Raw genomic sequence first — 17304 nt, 5'->3', positions numbered from 1 at the left:
CCTTCCAAGCATCCTGCAATCCTGCCCCATGACCTGTCCCATGGGCGGCAATCCCCTTCCGCGCGGCTTGTCTTCTGCCGCCTGCGGAACCGGGAAGCCGGCCGGGCCACCATGGCCCGAAAAGGGAAACGCAGCCGGACAAGGCCGGCTGCGTCTCCGAAGCTTAGCGGCGAATGCCCAGCTTGCCGATCAGCGTCTTGTAGCGCGCTTCGTCCTTGGCCTTCAGATAGTCCAGGAGACGGCGGCGCTGCGAGACGAGCATCAGGAGACCACGGCGGGAATGATTGTCCTTCTTGTGGCCCTTGAAATGTTCGGTCAGATTGGTGATCCGCTCGGTCAGGATGGCCACCTGCACTTCCGGCGAACCGGTGTCATTGGCAGCGGTGGCGTATTCACGAATGAGTTCCTGCTTGCGCTCAGGCGTAATCGACATCGGATTTTCCTTTCGAAAAGAGGATAAGGACGCCTAGAGCCGGGATGCCGTCCAGCACGGGCCATGAAACATCACGGCCGAAACGGCCGCGATGTGACGCTGCCTATAATGCAATTGCGGCGGAAATGAAAGCCCGCCGGTCGCGGGCGCCGCAAGGGCATGTCATTTGCCGCTTGTTCAAGCTTCACCATGGGCTAATGTCAAGCGACACAAAGGCATGATGGCAGAAAGGGATGATACCCATGACTTCGAAGACAGTGACCCGCCGCAACTTCATGGCCGCAGCCGCGGCCGTATCCATGCTCGGCCTGATGGCGGGCGGCGCCGAAGCCGCGGACAAGATCAAGGTCGGCATCCTGTCGCTCACCTCCCATGCCGGCGCCTATGTCGCCCATGAACGCGGCTATTTCGCCGACGAGGACCTCGATGCGGAACTGGTGATGTTCCAGGCGGCCGGGCCGATGGCCGTGGCGATCGCCTCCGGCGACATCGACTATGGCGTCACCGCCATGACCGGCGCCCTCATCAACCTGGCCGAAAAGGGCGCGGTGAAGGTGATCGGCGGCGCGCTGACCGAGGAGAAGGGCATTGACGGGCAGAAGATCCTTGCCTCCAACGCCGCCTACGAGGCGGGCCTCAAGTCGCCTGCCGACCTGAAGGGCAAGCGCTTCGGCATTACCGGAACAGGCTCGTCCTTCCACTACATGGCCTCCAAGATCGCCATGCAGGAAGGCTTTTCCACCGCCGACATGGAACTGGTGCCGCTGCAAAAGGTGCCGGCGGTGATCGCGGCCCTGAAATCGGGCCAGATCGACGCATGGTCCATCGTGCCGCATATCGCCAGGGGGCTCGATGGCTCCGGCGGGGCGAAGATCATCGGCGACGTGGCCGACTATATCGACGGCTACCAGGTGACCACCGTCTTCACCTCCACGGCGAACACGAGTGACAACCGCGCGGTCACCGAGCGCTTCCTGAAAGCCTATTCAAAGGGCATTGCCGATTACAACGCGGCGCTGGTGGACAAGACAGCCGGCGACGACGCCGCCAATGCCATGGTCGAACTGATCCACAAATATGTCTATACTGACCGGCCGCTGGAAAAGGCTGCCGGACCGATCAAGGCCGGCGCGATGCGGCTGCAGCCCGGCTGCAAGCTCAACATGGCCTCGGTGACAGACCAGTTCGAGTGGTTCAAGGCCGAGAAACTGGTGCCGGAGACGGCGACGCTGGAAAACCTGGTGGACACGTCCTTCGTCGAAACCTACTGACAGACGGACGCGGGGGCGGCGGACCGGCTATCGCCGCCGCCCTGCCATCTCCGGGAAGAGGATCGACGGTTGGAACTCTCGCTGCGCTCGGTCGCCAAGTCCTATGGCGGCCTGACCGTTCTGGACGGCATTTCGCTCGATATCGCATCGGGCGAAATCCTTTGCCTCGTCGGCCCGTCGGGCTGCGGCAAGTCCACCCTGCTGCGCATGATCGGCGGGCTGGAAATGCCCGACAGCGGCGCGGTGCTGCAATTGAGCGAGCCGCCGGCCAATTCGCTCAACCCGCTGACCTACATCTTCCAGGATTTCGCCCTGCTGCCCTGGCGCAGCGTGCAGGACAATGTGGCCCTTGTGCTGGAAGGCCAGCCTTCGGTTTCGCGATCCGAGCGGGCGGCGATCATTGCCGACGTGCTGGCGCGCACCAAGCTGACCGGCTTCGAGAAAGCCTGGCCGCGGCAGCTTTCCGGCGGCATGAAACAGCGCGTGGCCATTGCCCGGGCGCTGGCGGTGCGGCCTGCGGTGTTCCTGATGGACGAGCCGCTTTCGGCGCTGGACGCGCAGACGCGCGACCTGCTGATGGACGACCTCGTGCAGCTCTGGCTGCGCGAGCGTTTCACGGCGGTCTATGTCACGCACAACCTTCAGGAAGCCGTCCGGCTCGGCCACCGGGTCGCGATCCTGTCGCGCCGGCCCGGCCGGTTGCGCGACGTGGTGACCATCGACACGCCCATCGAGACGCGGCGCCACGACGATCCGGCCCTGATCGCCATCCAGCAACGGCTGTGGGATGCCATGCGCGAAGAGGCCGAAGCCGCCGACAAGGAACTGGCCGATGCCTGACAGGGACAAGGAACGCGGCCGGCCTGTGGCCTATCGCGGCGGCGGGTTCGACTACCGGCCGTCGAAACTGACCGGCGTGCTGACCTTCGTGGCGCTGGTCGCGGTCTGGGAGACGGGCAGCCGCACCGGTTTCATCTCCAATCTCGTGCTGCCGGCCCCTTCCGAGGTGCTTGCCGCCTTCGTGCAATTGTGGCGCAGCGGAGAATTGTGGGCGCATCTGGGGGCCTCGCTCTCGCGCCTCATCATGGGCTGGACGCTGGGCACGGTGCTGGGCGTGGCCTTCGGCTTCGCCATCGCGCTGTTCGCGCCGGTGCGCGCCAGCCTGACGCCGCTGGTGGCCGCGATCTTTCCCGTGCCCAAGATCGCGCTGCTTCCGCTGTTCATCATCTGGTTCGGTATCGGCGAATCCTCGAAGGTGGGACTGATCCTGTTCGGCACGTTCTTTCCCACCGTCATCGCCACCTATGGCGGGGTGGACAATGTGGACCGCTCGCTGATCCGCATGGGCCAGAGCTTCGGGCTGTCTCGGCTGGAGATTGCGCGCAAGATCCTGCTGCCGGGCGCCATGCCGGCCATCCTGTCAGGCATGCGCATCACGTCGGCCATCGCCATCATCCTGATCGTGGCGGCCGAACTGATCGCGGCGCAGAAGGGCATCGGGGCCTATATCCAGATGGCCGGATCGCTGTTCGCCACCGACCAGCTCATCGCTGGCGTGCTGGTGCTGTCTGCGCTCGGGCTCACGGTGAGCTGGCTGATCACGCTGGCGGAGCGCTGGCTCCTGCGCTGGCGGGGGTAAGGCGGCCCGTGCCGTTGTCGCTGCACCTGCGTCAAAGCGCCAGGGTCATGAAGAACGAATGCGGGTCGGGGCCGTAGTCGGCGAAGGGTCCGGTCTGGCTGAAACCGAATGAGCGGTAGAGGCGTTGCGCGGGCAGGAATTGCCCTGTCTTGCCGGTTTCCAGCGACAGGCGCGTGAGCCTGCGGCTGCGTGCCTGCGACAGGAGATGCGCCAGAAGCGCGCGTCCGACGCCTCTTCCGCGCAATTCAGCGACGGTGTGCATGGACTTGATCTCGCCCAGCCCGCCGCCATGATCCTTGAGGGCGATACATCCGGCCAGCCTTTCGCCGGCCCATGCGCTCCAGAACGTGATCGCGGGGACACGCAGCCGTTCAAGGTCGAGCGCATGGACGCTGCCTGCGGGCGTAACCGCGTGCATGTGTTCGAGATGGCGGGTCAGGAGTGCGGCGATTTCCGGCCCGCGCAAATCGTCCACGCGGATCGACAGTTCCTTCACATCAGCACCCTCGCTTCACATAGGCTCCGGGCACCATGTCCGGCCAATGGACATTCTCGCCCTGCGCCTGCGACTCAAACGGCCCGTCCACGACACAGAAGAGGCCCGGATTGAAATCAGGATAGGCGTCGGTCTCCACGACATGCGCGCCGGCACTGCCCGGCAGGACCACCCCGCGCACCGATTCCAGCGTCTTCTCGGCGCCATAGGCATCGGGCGAGCAACCGAGGATCACGTACCAGCCGCATTGCCGCTCCTGTGCGCCGGCGGGTGACACCAGCCCTGCAAGGACCGGGAAAACCGTAGCCACCGTCTTCATCCAAACCATGTTCCTGCCCCCTTTTGCGAGCCGCAAGCGGCTACAGCCATTTTTTCCAGCGAAACCAGACGAGCAAACCGGCGGCGACAACCGCCATGACGCCCAGCGCCAGCGGATAGCCCCAGGCCCAGTGCAGTTCCGGCATGTGATCGAAGTTCATGCCCCAGACACCGGCCAGGAAACTGAGCGGGATGAAAATCGTGGCGATGACGGTCAGCACCTTCATCACCTCGTTCATGCGGTTCGACATGCCGGAGAGATAGAGATCGTGCAGGCCGGTGGCGATCTCGCGGCAGGTCTCGATGATGTCGATCAGTTGCAGCACGTGGTCGTGGACGTCACGAAGATAGCGGCGCGTATCCTGCTCGATGATATCATTGCCCTCGGTACGCAACTGGCTCATCACGTCGCGGGTCGGCCAGAGCGAGCGCTTCAGCGACACCAGATCGCGCTTGAGTTCATGGAGCGCGTCGATGTCCGCGGGCTCCGGATCGAAGGTGACGACGTCCTCGATCTCCTCCAGTTGCTCGCCAAGGCTTTCGACCACCGGGAAATAGGCGTCGACGACGGCATCCATGATCGCATAGGCGAGATAGTCGCCACGGGCGGCGCGGATGCGCGGCTTGCCACGGCGCATGCGCTCGCGCACCGGATCGAGGCAGTCGTCGTCCCGCTCCTGCACCGTGATGACGAAATCGCGGCCGAAGATCAGGGATAGCTGTTCGCGTGAATTGGCCCACTGGTTGGTGACCATGTGAAGCACGACATAGGCGTAGCCGGGATAGTCTTCCGCCTTGGGGCGCTGCTGGAGGTCCACCACGTCTTCCAGGACAAGGGGATCAATGCCGAAGAGATGGCCGAGCGTCTCGAAGAACAGGGTGTCGCCGGTGCCAACGATATCCAGCCAGACGCGGCCGCCCCTGGAACGCAAGGCGGCCACATCCTCCAGGCGGATATTCTCACGCTCCTCGAATGTCTCTTCGCTCCAGGCGATGACGCGCATCACCGGTTGGGCTGCGGCCGGATCGGCTACCAGCGTGCCGGGCGGCGCACCGACGGGCGCCCGGCTGCGGGTGATGATGGATTTACGCCGGCGACGGCTCTTGCGGGCGCCGATCATCGGCCCGTCCCCGCCAAATAAAAGGGAGGGCGGGTGCGGCGTCCGGAAAAGAGATCCCTGGCCTGCACGGTTCGCCTCCCCGCTTCATCCATCGCCAGCGCTTGCCATGCCCGCATTCTCGCAGGCCGGCCGGTCTTTTGCCAGCGCCAAAAGCCGCGCAGACGCCCCGGTTCAGGCGAAGACGCGGCGCGGATGGAACTGGCCGGCCGAAACGGCGCCGATGGCGACGAGCCGGCCGCGCGCCGTCACATAGGCCTCCTCGGCTTCCACAGGCGCGTCGCGCCCGCGCAGGATGACCGGATTGCCCAGGCGCACACGGGTGGCCGCATCATCGGTCAGCGCGACATGGGGCAGATCCTCAAGCGCTGCCTGGGTGTCGATCATCAGCGCGTCAAGGGCAGCGAAACGCTCCTTGGCCGACGCCTCCTCGCCAAGCGCATCGCCTGCCGCGCGGGCTGCCTCCAGTTCCTCGACGGTGACGAGATCCTCGGCGGTGAACGGGGCGACCTCCTCGCGGCGCAGCGAGGCCACGTGACCATGGCAGCCGAGCTGGCGGCCCATGTCACGGGCGAGGCTGCGCACATAGGTGCCCTTGCCGCAGGCCACCTCGAATGTCGTGGTATTTTCGTCCATGGCCGTGATGTCGATGGAAAAGATCTCGACCTCGCGGGCGGGGATATCCACGTCCTCGCCGTCGCGGGCCATGTCATAGGCGCGCTCACCGTCGATCTTGATGGCGGAGAATTGCGGCGGCACCTGCATGATGATGCCGAGATAGCCGGGCAGGATTGCCTCCACCTCGGCGCGCGTGGGGCGGTTGTCCGACGTGGCGGTCACCGCGCCTTCCAGATCGTCGGTGGACCGTTCCTCGCCCCAGGCGACGATGAAAGTGTAGACCTTCTCGCCTTCCATGACATAGGGCACGGTCTTGGTGGCATCGCCCAGCGCGATGGGCAACATGCCCGAGGCCAGCGGATCGAGCGTGCCGGCATGGCCGGCCTTCTGGGCGTTGAACAGCCATTTCACCTTGGACACCGCCTGGGTCGAACCCATGCCCGCCGGCTTGTCGAGGATGATCCAGCCGGAAATGTCCCGGCCCTTCTTCTTGCGTTGCCGCGCCATGCCTAGTCTTCTTCGTTGTCGTTGTCGTTGTCGTCGTCGTGGCCGAGATCGCGCGCCACTTCCGGCGAGTGCAGCAATTCGTCGATCTTGCGGAAATTGTCGAAAGACGTGTCCAGCCGGAAGCGGAAATCCGGCATGTATTTCATCTGCCGTAGCGCCCCGGATACGCGGCCGCGGATGAATTTCGCGTTGGCCGCCAGCGCCTTGATGACCGGCTGACCGTCTTCCATGCCAAGCGGTGTCACATAGGCGGTGGCGATCTTCAGGTCCGGCGACATGCGCACCTCATTGACCGAGATCACCGCGGTTTCAAGCAGCGGATCGCGTACCTCGCCACGCTGCAAGACTTCGGCCAACGCGTGGCGCACCTGTTCGCCCACCCGCAGCTGGCGCTGCGACGGGCCCCTGGAACTTTCTGATCGTGCCATGGTCCTGTCCCTGATTCACGGGCGCGGAATGGAACCGCGGCCCGTGCGTCAATAGGCCGAACCGGCTCGAGACCGGTCCGGCATGCGTTTTCCGTGCTTACGCTCAGAGCGTGCGCGCCACCTGCTCCACGCGGAAGCATTCGATGACATCGCCCTGGCGGATGTCGTCGTAGTTCTCGAAGGCCATGCCGCATTCCTGGCCGCCATTGACCTCGGAAACCTCGTCCTTGAAGCGCTTGAGCGTCTTGAGCTTGCCTTCGTGGATGACGACGTTGTCGCGCAGCAGGCGCACACCGACGCCACGCTCGACCTTGCCCTCGGTCACACGGCAACCCGCGACCTTGCCGACCTTGGTGATGTTGAACACCTCCAGAATCTCGGCATAACCGAGGAAGGTTTCGCGGCGCTCCGGCGAGAGCAGGCCCGACATGGCCGCCTTCACGTCATCCACGAGATTGTAGATGATGTTGTAGTAGCGGATCTCGATGCCCGCCTGTTCGGCGGCGTCGCGTGCCTGCTTGTTGGCACGCACGTTGAAGCCGATGATGGCGGCATTGGACGCTTCGGCGAGCGAGATGTCGGATTCGGTGATCGCGCCGGCACCGGAGTGGATGATGCGGGCACGCACCTCGTCGGTGCCAAGCTTTTCCAGCGCTGCGGCAATGGCCTCGACAGAACCCTGCACGTCGCCCTTGATGAGCAGCGGGAATTCCGCCGTGTCGGAAGCCCTGGCCTGCGCCATCATCTGTTCCAGCGAACCGCGCGAACCGGCCTGGCGGGCCACGGCCATCTCGCGCGCCTTGCGCTGGCGGTATTCCGAGATCTCGCGCGCCTTTGCCTCGTTCTCGACCACATGGAAGGTGTCGCCGGCCTGCGGCGTTCCCTGGAGACCAAGGATTTCCACCGGCATGGCGGGACCTGCCTCCTTGATCTGGTCGCCACGATCATTGACCAGTGCGCGGACACGGCCCCATTCGTTGCCGGCCACGAGGATGTCGCCGGTGCGCAGCGTGCCGGCCTGCACCAGAACCGTGGCGACGGAGCCGCGGCCCTTGTCGAGCTTGGCTTCCACAACCGCGCCCTCGGCGGGCCGGTCCGGATTGGCGGTCAGTTCCAGCACCTCGGCCTGCAGCAGGATGGCCTCCAGCAGCCCGTCAAGATTGGTACCCTTGAGCGCGGAGACCTCCACGTCCATCGTCTCGCCACCCATGGTTTCGACGAACACCTCGTGCTGAAGCAGTTCGGTGCGCACCTTCTGGGCGTCGGCGGCGGGCTTGTCGATCTTGTTGATCGCCACGATGATCGGCACGCCGGCAGCCTTGGCGTGATTGATGGATTCGATCGTCTGCGGCATGACGCTGTCATCGGCCGCCACCACCAGAATGGCAATGTCGGTGATGTTGGCGCCGCGCGCGCGCATGGCGGTAAAGGCCGCGTGGCCGGGCGTATCGATGAAGGTGATCTTCTGCCCGTTCTTTTCCACCTGATAGGCGCCGATATGCTGGGTGATGCCGCCCGCCTCGCCGGAGACGACGTTGGCATTGCGGATCGCGTCGAGCAGCGAGGTCTTGCCGTGGTCGACGTGGCCCATGATGGTAACCACGGGCGGACGCGCCTTCAGATCCTCGGCCTTGTCCTCGACGTTGAGGATGGCGTCCTCGACATCGGATTCCGATACGCGCTTGACGGTATGGCCGAAGTCGTTGGCGATCAGTTCCGCCGTGTCGGCGTCGATAATGTCGCCGGGCTTTATCATCTGGCCCTGCTTCATCATGTATTTCACGACATCGACGGCGCGCTCGGCCATGCGGTTGGCCAGTTCCTGAACGGAAATCGTTTCCGGCAGGATGACCTCGCGCACGATCTTCTCGCGCGGCTCCTGCTGCATGGAGCGCTTGAACTTCTCCTGCCTGCGGCGCATGGAGGACAGCGAACGGCCACGGCCCTCGCCATCGTCATTGAGCGCGCGGTTGAGCGTCAGCTTGCCAGAGCGGCGGCCTTCATCGCCACGCGGGCGGGCCGGAGCACGCGGCGCGGCTTCGGGCTTGGCGGGGGCGCCGCGCTTGACGCCACCACGGGCCTTTTCCCCGGTCTCTTCCTCATCGGCAGGAGCCGGAGCCGGCTTGGCGGCCTTGGCGGGTTCGGCATCGCGCTTGCGCTGCTTTTCTTCCGACATGGCCTGGGCCTCGGCCTCGGCGCGCTGGCGGGCGGCCTCCTCGGCCTCCTGGCGTTCGCGCTCGGCGCGTTCGCGGGCGCGGCGCTCGTCTTCCTCGGCACGGCGGCGCGCTTCTTCCTCGGCGCGGGCGCGTTCCTCGGTTTCGCGGGCCTTCGCCTCCTCAAGGGCACGGCGGCGCGCATCCATTTCGCCGCTGGACAGACCGGAACCGCGCGAGGGCGACTGGACCGGGCGCGGCGCAGGCTTGGGCCGCGCCGGCGCCTGGGGGCGCGCAGCAGCGGGAGCCGAGGGCGCCGCGGGCGCTGCCGGTGCGGCAGGCTTGGCCGTTTCCGCAGCCGGCTTCTCGTCCGGGCGGGTGAACTTGCGCTTCTTGGTCTCGACAACGACCGCCTTGGTGCGCCCGTGGCTGAAATTCTGCCGCACCACGCCCTGCTCGTTCCCGCCACGCTTGATCGTGAGGGTCTTCTTGGAGGCTACGTGGAGGGTCTTGTCGTCGCCCGATTTGCTATCGCTCATCTATCATCCTTTGCGGCTTTGGCCGCATCCGTCTCGTTGCCGGGACCTTCCCGGTATTCCTGCAACGCAACTATGCGTCTGACCGCTGCCCGACCGGCCTGTCCGTCGAGCACGGCTGCATGTATCACATTTGCGCCCCCGATTGCCAAACCCAATTCGGCCTCGGGAAAGAGTTTGAACGCCGGTATAACCGGACCATCCATATATTCAACCGCCCGGCGCGCCTGATCGAGCTTGCGCACCCCGTCGGGTGCGGCTTCATGGGCGTGAAGAACGGCGACCGCCTGGCCGGAGCGCACCGCCGCATCGCACTTGGACGCGCCAGTGACAAACTGACCGGCCTTTCTTGCCATCAATATGGCCCCGAGCGCCGATTTTGCCAACAATTGGTCAACAAGCGAACCCAGATCGGGATCGGCGAGGACCTCCGCCTTCAAGGCACGACGGAAGAGCTTCTTGCGGACCGCCTGGTCCACATGGCTCCGGCTTGCAGTCACCCAGCAGCCCCGGCCCGGCAGGTTGCGCTTGAGATCGGGAACGACGGACAGATCCGGCCCGGCGACGAAACGGATCAGCCGATCCGGCTCGCCCACCTGACGCGTAACGATGCAAGTCCGTTCGGCCATCGTCTCCAATCAGCGCTCCTCGCCCTGCCCGACGCTGCCCGGGCCATCAGGCCCCGGCCTCCGGCTGGATTTCCTCGCCGCCGGCAGCGGCGTCCCCGGTCATTTCCTCTTCGCCCTCGTCACCGGCATCGGCGGCGAGATCCTCCTCGCTGACCCAGCCGGCCATGACGCGCGCGGCCATGACCATTTCCTCGGCTTCGGCATGTGTCGTCCCGAATGGCGTGAAGACGCCATCGTGAACGGTGGTCTCGCCATCCTTGCGCTCACGCCAGCCGACGAGATCGTCGGCGGCATAGCCGGCGAAGTCCTCGATCGTCTTGACGCCATCCTCACCGCAGGCCGCCATCATGGCGGTGGTCATGCCGGGCACCTGCCGCAACTCATCCTCGACGCCCAGCGAACGGCGCTTCTCGTCCAGCTCCGCCTCGATGGCTTCCAGGAAGTCGCGGGCACGGTTCTGGATTTCCTGGGCCGTGTCCTCGTCGAAGCCGTCGATGGACGAAATCTCGTCGAGATCGACATAGGCCACTTCCTCGACGGAGGTGAAGCCTTCCGACGCCAGCACCTGGCCGACCATCTCGTCGACGTTCAGCGCATCCATGAACAGGTTGGAGCGCTCCAGGAACTCCTTCTGGCGGCGCGAGGATTCCTCTTCCTCGGTCAGGATGTCGATGTCCCAGCCGGTGAGCTGCGACGCCAGGCGCACGTTCTGGCCGCGCCGGCCGATGGCAAGGCTCAACTGCTCGTCGGGAACCACGACCTCGATGCGCTCGGCATCCTCGTCAAGCACCACCTTGGCCACTTCGGCGGGCTGAAGCGCATTGACGATGAACGAGGCGGCATCCGGCGACCAGGGGATGATGTCGATCTTCTCGCCCTGCAATTCGCCGACGACGGCCTGCACGCGGCTGCCGCGCATGCCGACGCAAGCGCCAACGGGATCGATGGAGGAGTCGCGGCTGACAACGGCGATCTTGGCGCGCGAGCCCGGGTCACGGGCCACGGACTTGATCTCGATGATGCCGTCGTAGATTTCCGGCACTTCCATCTGGAAGAGCTTGGCCATGAATTGCGGATGGGTGCGCGACAGGAAGATCTGCGGCCCACGCGGCTCACGGCGCACATCGTGGACATAGGCGCGCACGCGGTCGCCATATTTGAAGATCTCGCGCGGGATCAGTTCATCGCGACGGATGATGGCCTCGCCGCGGCCCAGATCGACGATCACATTGCCATATTCGACGCGCTTGACGGTGCCGTTGACGATTTCGCCGACGCGGTTCTTGTATTCCTCGAACTGGCGGTCGCGCTCGGCCTCGCGCACCTTCTGCACGATCACCTGCTTGGCCGACTGCGCGGCGATGCGGCCGAAATCGAGCGGGGGAAGCTGCTCGGCGATCTGGTCGCCGATTTCGGCATCGGCATTGCGCGAGCGGGCCTCTTCGAGCGAAATCTGGGTGGAGAAATCCTCCACCGCCTCGACCACGTCCATGATGCGCTGCAGCTTCATCTCGCCGGTGTTGGGATTGATGTCGACGCGGATGTTCGTCTCCTGACCGTAGCGCGAGCGCGCGGCCTTGCCGATGGCGTCCGCCATCGCCTGGATGACAATGCTCTTGTCGATCGATTTCTCGCGCGCCACCGCATCGGCGATCTGGATGAGTTCAAGCCTGTTTGCACTGATGGCCATGTTCGGTCTCCCTTGTGGAAATCCCGCCCGGCCCTGCCTGGTCGCGGGATTTCAAGCCGTCAATCCTCGTTGTCCGTTTCGTCGGCGTCCGCCTCGTCGGCCACGCCGCCCTTCTTCTTGCGCGCCTTGCGCGCCGCCTTGTCCTTCTTCAGCGCGTCGCGGATCAGGTCATCGGTCAGGACGAGCCTGGCATCGGCGACCGTGTCGAAGGGGATTTCCACCACCGGCTCGTCGCCATAGCTCATCTGGTCGCGCTCCAGCGTGAAGCCATCCTCCGACACGGCGGCGATCCTGCCCTTGAAGCGCTTGCGCCCGTCCACCAGAACCGCCGTTTCCAGCTTCACCAGATGGCCCTGCCAGTCGGAAAAATCCGATTTGCGCACCATGGGCCGGTCGATGCCGGGCGAAGACATTTCCAGGTGATAGGCGCCGTCCACCGGGTCATCCACGTCGAGGGCCGGCGAAATGGCGCGCGACAGTTCCTCGCAGTCCTCCACGGTGATCGTTCCGTCCGGGCGCTCGGCCATGATCTGCAGCGTCAGCCCGTTCTGGCCGGACAGGCGCACACGCACCAGGCGAAAGCCCATGGACACGATCACCGGCTCCACGATGGCCGCGATCCGCGCATCGATACCCGTTTCCCTGATGATCCGATCGTCCGTGTTGTCCAATGGTTTCCCTATTCGTCTATCGCCGGCCGCCAACGACCTTCCGCCCTGCCCGGGTAATAAAAAAGAGCGGGACCGGCGGGACCCACTCTCCGTCATGCGACCAAGAATTCGCGCCTCATATAGGCCTGTTCGGCGCAAAACGCAAGCGGCCTGCGGGAACGGCCGGCTTCCGGCCCAATCATGGCCTCAACGGCGCACTTTCCGGCACGCTGCCACGCCCGCGCGCGCGCTTGCAGCGGTCGGAGCAATAGCGGACATTTTCCCAGTCGCGGGCCCATTTGCGCCGCCACGCAAAGGGCCGCCCGCAGGCCGCGCAGATCTTCTGCGGCAGCCCGTTGCGCTTGAGATGCCTCTTTGCGGGTTTGTCATCCATGACCCGGACTTGGTGCGGGGCGAACCGCCTGCAAGCGGTCAGGCGCGAAAAAACGTGAGATAGGCCGGCGTCCGGCCTTCGCGGATCGCCTTGGCTTCGTAGCGGGTGCCCGGCCAACCCTCGTAGGGCGTATGCCAATCGGCAGCGGTTTCCGCATGCCAGCGGAAGGACGGGTGGGCGCGGCAATGCTGAAGCGTCCAGTTGACATAGGTATCGATGTCGGAGGCGAAGCGGAACCGCCCGCCAGGCGCCAGGACGCGGGCAAAGCGTTCGAGATTGGTGCCGTTGACGAAGCGGCGCTTCCAGTGACGCTTCTTGGGCCAGGGATCCGGATAGAAAAGGTCTATGCCGGCGATGGATGCGTCCGGCAGCCAGTCGAGCACACGCGTGGCGTCGTCGTCATAGAGGCGCAGGTTGGCGCGCGGCTCGATGTCGAGCTGGCGGCACATCTTCGCCATGCCGTTGACGAAGGGTTCGATGCCGATGAAGCCGGTTTGCGGCCAGCGTCCGCTTTCATGATGCAGATGCTCGCCACCGCCAAAGCCGATCTCGAGGCGCACGGCCGAAACCGGTGCCTCGAAGAGCGTTTCCAGCCTTGCCGGCGCAGGCATGGTCAGGTCGACACGCAGGCGCGCGAGCGTGTCCTCCAGGGTTTCGGCCTGGAGAGGACGCAGCGTCTTGCCGTGGCGACGGCCGAAGAACGCCTCGCTCGCCCTGCTCTTGCGTCCTTCAGCGCCCATGCCTGTCGATCCCGCGTCCGCTCACACGTCCTTGACCGCGGCCTTGATCGCCTTGACGAGATCCGTCTTCTCCCAGGAAAACGAGCCGTCGCGGCCAGCCTTGCGCCCGAAATGGCCATAGGCGGCGGTGCGGGCATAAATCGGCTTGTTGAGATCGAGATGCTTGCGGATGCCGCGCGGCGTCAGGTCCATGACCCTGGCCACCGCCTTTTCCAGCACCGCATCATCCACCTCGCCGGTGTCGTGGGTGTTCACGTAGATCGACAGCGGACGAGCCACGCCGATGGCATAGGAAAGCTGGATCGTGCAGCGCTCGGCAAGACCGGCAGCGACGATGTTCTTGGCCAGGTAGCGGGCGGCATAGGCGGCCGAGCGGTCGACCTTGGTCGTGTCCTTGCCGGAGAAGGCGCCGCCGCCATGGGGCGCCGCGCCGCCATAGGTGTCAACGATGATCTTGCGGCCGGTCAGGCCGGCATCGCCATCCGGGCCGCCGATGACAAAGGCGCCGGTCGGGTTGATATACCACTTGCAGTCGTCCGCGATCGGCAGATCGCCAAGGGCTTCACGCACATAAGGTTCCACCACGGAGCGCACCCTGGCCGAGTCCCAGCTTTCGTCCATGTGCTGGGTGGAGACGACGATGGACGTCACCTCGACCGGCCTTCCGCCTTCATAGCGCACCGTCACCTGGCTCTTGGCGTCGGGGCCGAGCTGGCCGGCGTCACCTTCCCCGGCATGGCGCGCGGCAGCGAGCCGCTCCAGGATCTTGTGAGCGTAGTAGATCGGCGCAGGCATGAGCTCGGGTGTCTCGTTGCAGGCATAGCCGAACATGATGCCCTGGTCGCCGGCACCTTCCGAGCCCTGCTCGTCGGCGGCACTGTCCACGCCCTGGGCGATATGGGCCGACTGGCTGTGCAGAAGCACTTCGATCCTGGCCGTCTTCCAGTGGAAATCGTCCTGTTCGTAGCCGATGGACCGGATGGCCTTGCGCGCGGCGGACTTGAACTTGGCGGGGTTGATGACCGGCTCGCCGCGCTTGTTGATGACGATGTTGCCGTCCTTGTCCTTCTTCATGAGGGAATCGGGAACACGGACTTCGCCCGCAATGACCACACGGTTCGTCGTCGCCAGCGTCTCGCAGGCCACGCGCACCGACCAGGGATCGGTTCCGGTCTTTTTCGCCTCACGGTAAACGAGGTCCACGATCTCGTCGGAAATACGGTCGCACACCTTGTCCGGGTGGCCTTCGGAAACGGATTCGCTAGTGAAGATGTAGTCTGCACGCGCCATGGGAGGTCCCCTCAAGAAAAAAGCGGCGCACCATCGCGGTCACGCCGGGCGGACGCCTTGTGCCAACAGGGCTCATGCGCGTCAACCGTCTGCGGATTTCAAAATCCACAAACGTCCGCCCGTTGCGTCCCCGCAACATGAATCGACTGGTTATGGGCTGAGTCCGTCCGCAGACAGGAGGCCTATTCGGCCTCGACATCTCCCAATGTGCGGACGAGATCAATGACCTTGCGGCGAACCTTCGGGTCGGTGATTCGCACGAATGCGCGGTTGAGCTGGAGCCCTTCGGTCGAATTCAGGAAGTCGACCACGTAGGAGGTCGAATTGTCTTCAGCCAGACCCTCTGACGATCCGGACTGGCCCGGCGCGTCCTCGAAGAAAAAGGCGACGGGGACCTGCAGCACGTCCGAGATCGCCTGGAGCCGGCTGGCGCCGACACGGTTGGTGCCCTTTTCGTATTTCTGAATCTGCTGGAACGTGATGCCGAGGCTTTCGCCCAGCTTCTCCTGGCTCATGCCAAGCATGTTCCTGCGCAACCTGATCCGGCTTCCAACGTGGATGTCGATCGGGTTCGGTTTCTTCTTGTTTTCTGCCATTTTTTCCTCGCCGTGTGCCACGGACGTTTGTTTGCGGTTCTTGCCCAGCTCGAAAACCCTTGCGCCGCATGCCCCCACGTGCATCGATCTTGCGGTCGGCCGTCCTATGCCGGAAGTTGCACTATGTGCCTGCTCTCACCACCGTGTCAATTCGGCCGCACTCTTGCCACAAAGGTAAAAATCAAGGCGACAAGGAAGCTTATAACATTAGTGAACACGCTGTTCACTAAAATATTCCATCCGGCCGCGTCAACCGGTGCCAGCAAAACGTGCGCATCCAGCGTTGCCACGGAATCGAGCGCAAGGGCATCCACGACCCGGCCGCGCGCATCGACATGGGCGCTGATCCCGTTGTTGGCGGCCCTGACCAGCGGCAGACCCAGTTCCACCGCGCGTATCTGTGCCTGGCGGAAATGCTGCCAGGGCCCGGGCGTGTGTCCGTACCAGGCATCGTTGGTGACATTGACGATCAGGTTCGCCGGATTGCCGGCCGCCTTGCCGGCCTCAAGGGGAAAAATGATCTCGTAGCAGACGAGGGGAAGCGCGGTGACGCCGCCGGGCAAATCCAGCGTGCGGCGGGTCGCGGCAGGGGTGAACTGCCCCGGCGCGGTGGCAATCTGGCTCAGGCCCAGCGATGCCAGCAGGCCCGGCAAGGGCAGGTATTCTCCGAACGGCACCAGATGCATCTTGTCGGCGGCGTCGATGATCTCGCCCTTGTCGTTGATCGCGGTGATGGCGTTGTAGAACCGTGCCGACGGCGTGGAGACGTCGCCTTCGGCCCGGACAGCGCCGGCAAGCAGGATCTGCCCCGGCTGCAAGGCCGCGGCAATGGCCGAGAGGACTTCGGGGCGCTCGGTGAGAAGCCAGGGCACCGAGGTTTCCGGCCAGATGACGAGCTGCGGCAGCGGATCGCCTTCGGCCGGCGGACGGCGGGTCATCTCCAGATAGGTCTCGAAAATCGTGTTGCGCGTGTCCGGGTTCCATTTCATCGCCTGGTCGATGGACGGCTGGACCAGGCGAACATCGATCGAGGGCGCGCCGGCGGGATCGGGCTGTGACAGCCGCCAGTACCCGAAGCCGGCATGGGCGGCGGCGAGCGCGAAAGCGACGGCAAGTCCGGCCCTGCGCCACGCGATGCCGGCAAGCAATGCCGGCGCGGCGAAGACGTAGACGGCGGCCACGTTCATGCCCAGAACGCCGATGACGGCGGCGCTCTGCATGAGCACGGGCACCGGCATGGCCGCCTGGCCCACCGGGTTCCACGGAAAGCCGGTGAACAGGAACGAACGCGCCCATTCGGCGGCGCCGAACCCGAAGGCGAGCGCGAAGATGCGGCCGAGATCGTGGCGCCAGAGCGGACGGGCCAGCGCGCAGGCGAGGCCGAAGAAGAGTGCGAGCACGGCAGGAAGGCCGAGGACGGCAAAGGGCATGGCCCAGGCATGGGCGTCGGCTTCCACCAGCAGGGCGGCGCCGATCCACCAGAGGCCGGCCAGGAAATAGCCGAAGCCGAACCACCAGCCGGTGGCGAAGAAGGCGGTCAGGCGGGCCGGAAAGCCGCGCCCGCCATCCCCTGCCGCGCCATCGAGCAGCCAGACCAGCACGGGAAAGGAAATGAAGCAGGCGGCGAAGAAATCGAAAGGCGGCTGGGCCAGAACGGCAAGGGCACCGGCGGCAAATGCCGCGGCGCGTCGCCTCCAGCCCCACAAGAGGACAATCCTGCCTGCCAGCCGCTCCATCGCGCTCCCGCGTCGTTGAGCCGCGATGTCACGAATCACGGCCCTCCAGACTTAGAATATCC

General features: G+C 65.0%; 18 protein-coding genes. 3 read left to right on the top strand and 15 right to left on the bottom strand.

What is annotated here, in order from left to right; genetic code table 11:
* Window positions 1–163 precede the first annotated feature (163 nt).
* On the bottom strand, window positions 164–433 hold the full coding sequence (gene rpsO, locus R3D65_RS08345; RefSeq protein WP_371274752.1) for a 30S ribosomal protein S15: 270 nt from the start codon (window positions 431–433) through the stop codon (window positions 164–166).
* A 242-nt stretch (window positions 434–675) separates the two neighbouring features.
* Between rpsO and R3D65_RS08340 the strand changes: the two genes are divergently transcribed.
* From R3D65_RS08340 to R3D65_RS08330, 3 genes are all read left to right on the top strand, one after another.
* Entirely contained in the window at window positions 676–1704 is a 1029-nt protein-coding gene (locus R3D65_RS08340) for an ABC transporter substrate-binding protein (RefSeq protein ID WP_371274751.1), read from the top strand.
* A gap of 69 nt (window positions 1705–1773) precedes the next feature.
* Window positions 1774–2544 (top strand): ABC transporter ATP-binding protein, encoded by a 771-nt coding sequence (locus tag R3D65_RS08335; RefSeq protein WP_371274750.1) that lies wholly within the window; start codon window positions 1774–1776, stop codon window positions 2542–2544.
* The gene (locus R3D65_RS08330) at window positions 2537–3343 is read left to right on the top strand and encodes an ABC transporter permease (protein WP_371274749.1); all 807 of its coding nucleotides are present in this window, start codon (window positions 2537–2539) and stop codon (window positions 3341–3343) included. The genes R3D65_RS08335 and R3D65_RS08330 overlap by 8 nt, the downstream gene beginning before the upstream one ends.
* Before the next feature lie 31 nt (window positions 3344–3374).
* Here the strand turns inward: R3D65_RS08330 and R3D65_RS08325 are convergent, their stop codons facing one another.
* The 14 genes from R3D65_RS08325 to lnt all read right to left on the bottom strand — a co-directional run bounded on the left by R3D65_RS08325 (window position 3375) and on the right by lnt (window position 17242).
* Window positions 3375–3839 (bottom strand): GNAT family N-acetyltransferase, encoded by a 465-nt coding sequence (locus tag R3D65_RS08325; RefSeq protein ID WP_371274748.1) that lies wholly within the window; start codon window positions 3837–3839, stop codon window positions 3375–3377.
* 1 nt (window position 3840) lies between these two features.
* Complete coding sequence (locus tag R3D65_RS08320; protein WP_371274747.1) at window positions 3841–4158, bottom strand: hypothetical protein; 318 nt, start codon at window positions 4156–4158, stop codon at window positions 3841–3843.
* Between the two features lie 40 nt (window positions 4159–4198).
* Window positions 4199–5278, bottom strand: coding sequence for a magnesium/cobalt transporter CorA (gene corA / locus R3D65_RS08315; protein WP_371274746.1), 1080 nt, complete (start codon window positions 5276–5278; stop codon window positions 4199–4201).
* Between the two features lie 171 nt (window positions 5279–5449).
* Window positions 5450–6400, bottom strand: coding sequence for a tRNA pseudouridine(55) synthase TruB (truB, locus tag R3D65_RS08310; RefSeq protein ID WP_371274745.1), 951 nt, complete (start codon window positions 6398–6400; stop codon window positions 5450–5452).
* A 2-nt stretch (window positions 6401–6402) separates the two neighbouring features.
* Window positions 6403–6828, bottom strand: coding sequence for a 30S ribosome-binding factor RbfA (gene rbfA, locus R3D65_RS08305; protein ID WP_371274744.1), 426 nt, complete (start codon window positions 6826–6828; stop codon window positions 6403–6405).
* 103 nt (window positions 6829–6931) lie between these two features.
* Window positions 6932–9520: a translation initiation factor IF-2 gene (gene infB, locus R3D65_RS08300; protein WP_371274743.1), complete on the bottom strand. Its 2589-nt coding sequence runs from the start codon at window positions 9518–9520 to the stop codon at window positions 6932–6934.
* On the bottom strand, window positions 9517–10146 hold the full coding sequence (locus R3D65_RS08295; protein ID WP_371275015.1) for an RNA-binding protein: 630 nt from the start codon (window positions 10144–10146) through the stop codon (window positions 9517–9519). Before R3D65_RS08295 ends, infB begins: the two co-directional genes overlap by 4 nt.
* A 46-nt stretch (window positions 10147–10192) precedes the next feature.
* The gene (gene nusA / locus R3D65_RS08290; protein WP_371274742.1) at window positions 10193–11836 is read right to left on the bottom strand and encodes a transcription termination factor NusA; all 1644 of its coding nucleotides are present in this window, start codon (window positions 11834–11836) and stop codon (window positions 10193–10195) included.
* Between the two features lie 59 nt (window positions 11837–11895).
* Window positions 11896–12507, bottom strand: a complete 612-nt coding sequence (gene rimP / locus R3D65_RS08285; RefSeq protein WP_371274741.1) for a ribosome maturation factor RimP — start codon at window positions 12505–12507, stop codon at window positions 11896–11898.
* 178 nt (window positions 12508–12685) lie between these two features.
* On the bottom strand, window positions 12686–12880 hold the full coding sequence (locus R3D65_RS08280; protein ID WP_371274740.1) for a DUF2256 domain-containing protein: 195 nt from the start codon (window positions 12878–12880) through the stop codon (window positions 12686–12688).
* Between the two features lie 38 nt (window positions 12881–12918).
* Window positions 12919–13620: a tRNA (guanosine(46)-N(7))-methyltransferase TrmB gene (locus tag R3D65_RS08275; protein ID WP_371274739.1), complete on the bottom strand. Its 702-nt coding sequence runs from the start codon at window positions 13618–13620 to the stop codon at window positions 12919–12921.
* Between the two features lie 21 nt (window positions 13621–13641).
* Window positions 13642–14910, bottom strand: coding sequence for a methionine adenosyltransferase (gene metK, locus R3D65_RS08270; RefSeq protein ID WP_371274738.1), 1269 nt, complete (start codon window positions 14908–14910; stop codon window positions 13642–13644).
* A gap of 182 nt (window positions 14911–15092) precedes the next feature.
* A complete protein-coding gene (locus R3D65_RS08265; RefSeq protein WP_371274737.1) occupies window positions 15093–15506 on the bottom strand; it encodes a helix-turn-helix domain-containing protein in 414 nt (137 codons plus the stop codon).
* 146 nt (window positions 15507–15652) lie between these two features.
* Window positions 15653–17242, bottom strand: a complete 1590-nt coding sequence (gene lnt, locus R3D65_RS08260) for an apolipoprotein N-acyltransferase (RefSeq protein WP_371274736.1) — start codon at window positions 17240–17242, stop codon at window positions 15653–15655.
* Window positions 17243–17304: the final 62 nt, after the last annotated feature.

The sequence above is a fragment of the Zhengella sp. genome, assembly GCF_041397485.1.
GTDB lineage: Bacteria > Pseudomonadota > Alphaproteobacteria > Rhizobiales > Rhizobiaceae > Zhengella.
This window is presented reverse-complemented; position numbering and strand designations above follow the sequence as displayed.

Coding starts and splice junctions, on each gene's coding strand:
- rpsO (WP_371274752.1), bottom strand. CDS start 433: ATGTCGATTACGCCTGAGCGCAAGCAGGAACTCATTCGTGAATACGCC.
- R3D65_RS08340 (WP_371274751.1), top strand. CDS start 676: ATGACTTCGAAGACAGTGACCCGCCGCAACTTCATGGCCGCAGCCGCG.
- R3D65_RS08330 (WP_371274749.1), top strand. CDS start 2,537: ATGCCTGACAGGGACAAGGAACGCGGCCGGCCTGTGGCCTATCGCGGC.
- R3D65_RS08320 (WP_371274747.1), bottom strand. CDS start 4,158: ATGAAGACGGTGGCTACGGTTTTCCCGGTCCTTGCAGGGCTGGTGTCA.
- corA (WP_371274746.1), bottom strand. CDS start 5,278: ATGATCGGCGCCCGCAAGAGCCGTCGCCGGCGTAAATCCATCATCACC.
- truB (WP_371274745.1), bottom strand. CDS start 6,400: ATGGCGCGGCAACGCAAGAAGAAGGGCCGGGACATTTCCGGCTGGATC.
- rbfA (WP_371274744.1), bottom strand. CDS start 6,828: ATGGCACGATCAGAAAGTTCCAGGGGCCCGTCGCAGCGCCAGCTGCGG.
- infB (WP_371274743.1), bottom strand. CDS start 9,520: ATGAGCGATAGCAAATCGGGCGACGACAAGACCCTCCACGTAGCCTCC.
- R3D65_RS08295 (WP_371275015.1), bottom strand. CDS start 10,146: ATGGCCGAACGGACTTGCATCGTTACGCGTCAGGTGGGCGAGCCGGAT.
- nusA (WP_371274742.1), bottom strand. CDS start 11,836: ATGGCCATCAGTGCAAACAGGCTTGAACTCATCCAGATCGCCGATGCG.
- R3D65_RS08280 (WP_371274740.1), bottom strand. CDS start 12,880: ATGGATGACAAACCCGCAAAGAGGCATCTCAAGCGCAACGGGCTGCCG.
- R3D65_RS08275 (WP_371274739.1), bottom strand. CDS start 13,620: ATGGGCGCTGAAGGACGCAAGAGCAGGGCGAGCGAGGCGTTCTTCGGC.
- metK (WP_371274738.1), bottom strand. CDS start 14,910: ATGGCGCGTGCAGACTACATCTTCACTAGCGAATCCGTTTCCGAAGGC.
- R3D65_RS08265 (WP_371274737.1), bottom strand. CDS start 15,506: ATGGCAGAAAACAAGAAGAAACCGAACCCGATCGACATCCACGTTGGA.
- lnt (WP_371274736.1), bottom strand. CDS start 17,242: ATGGAGCGGCTGGCAGGCAGGATTGTCCTCTTGTGGGGCTGGAGGCGA.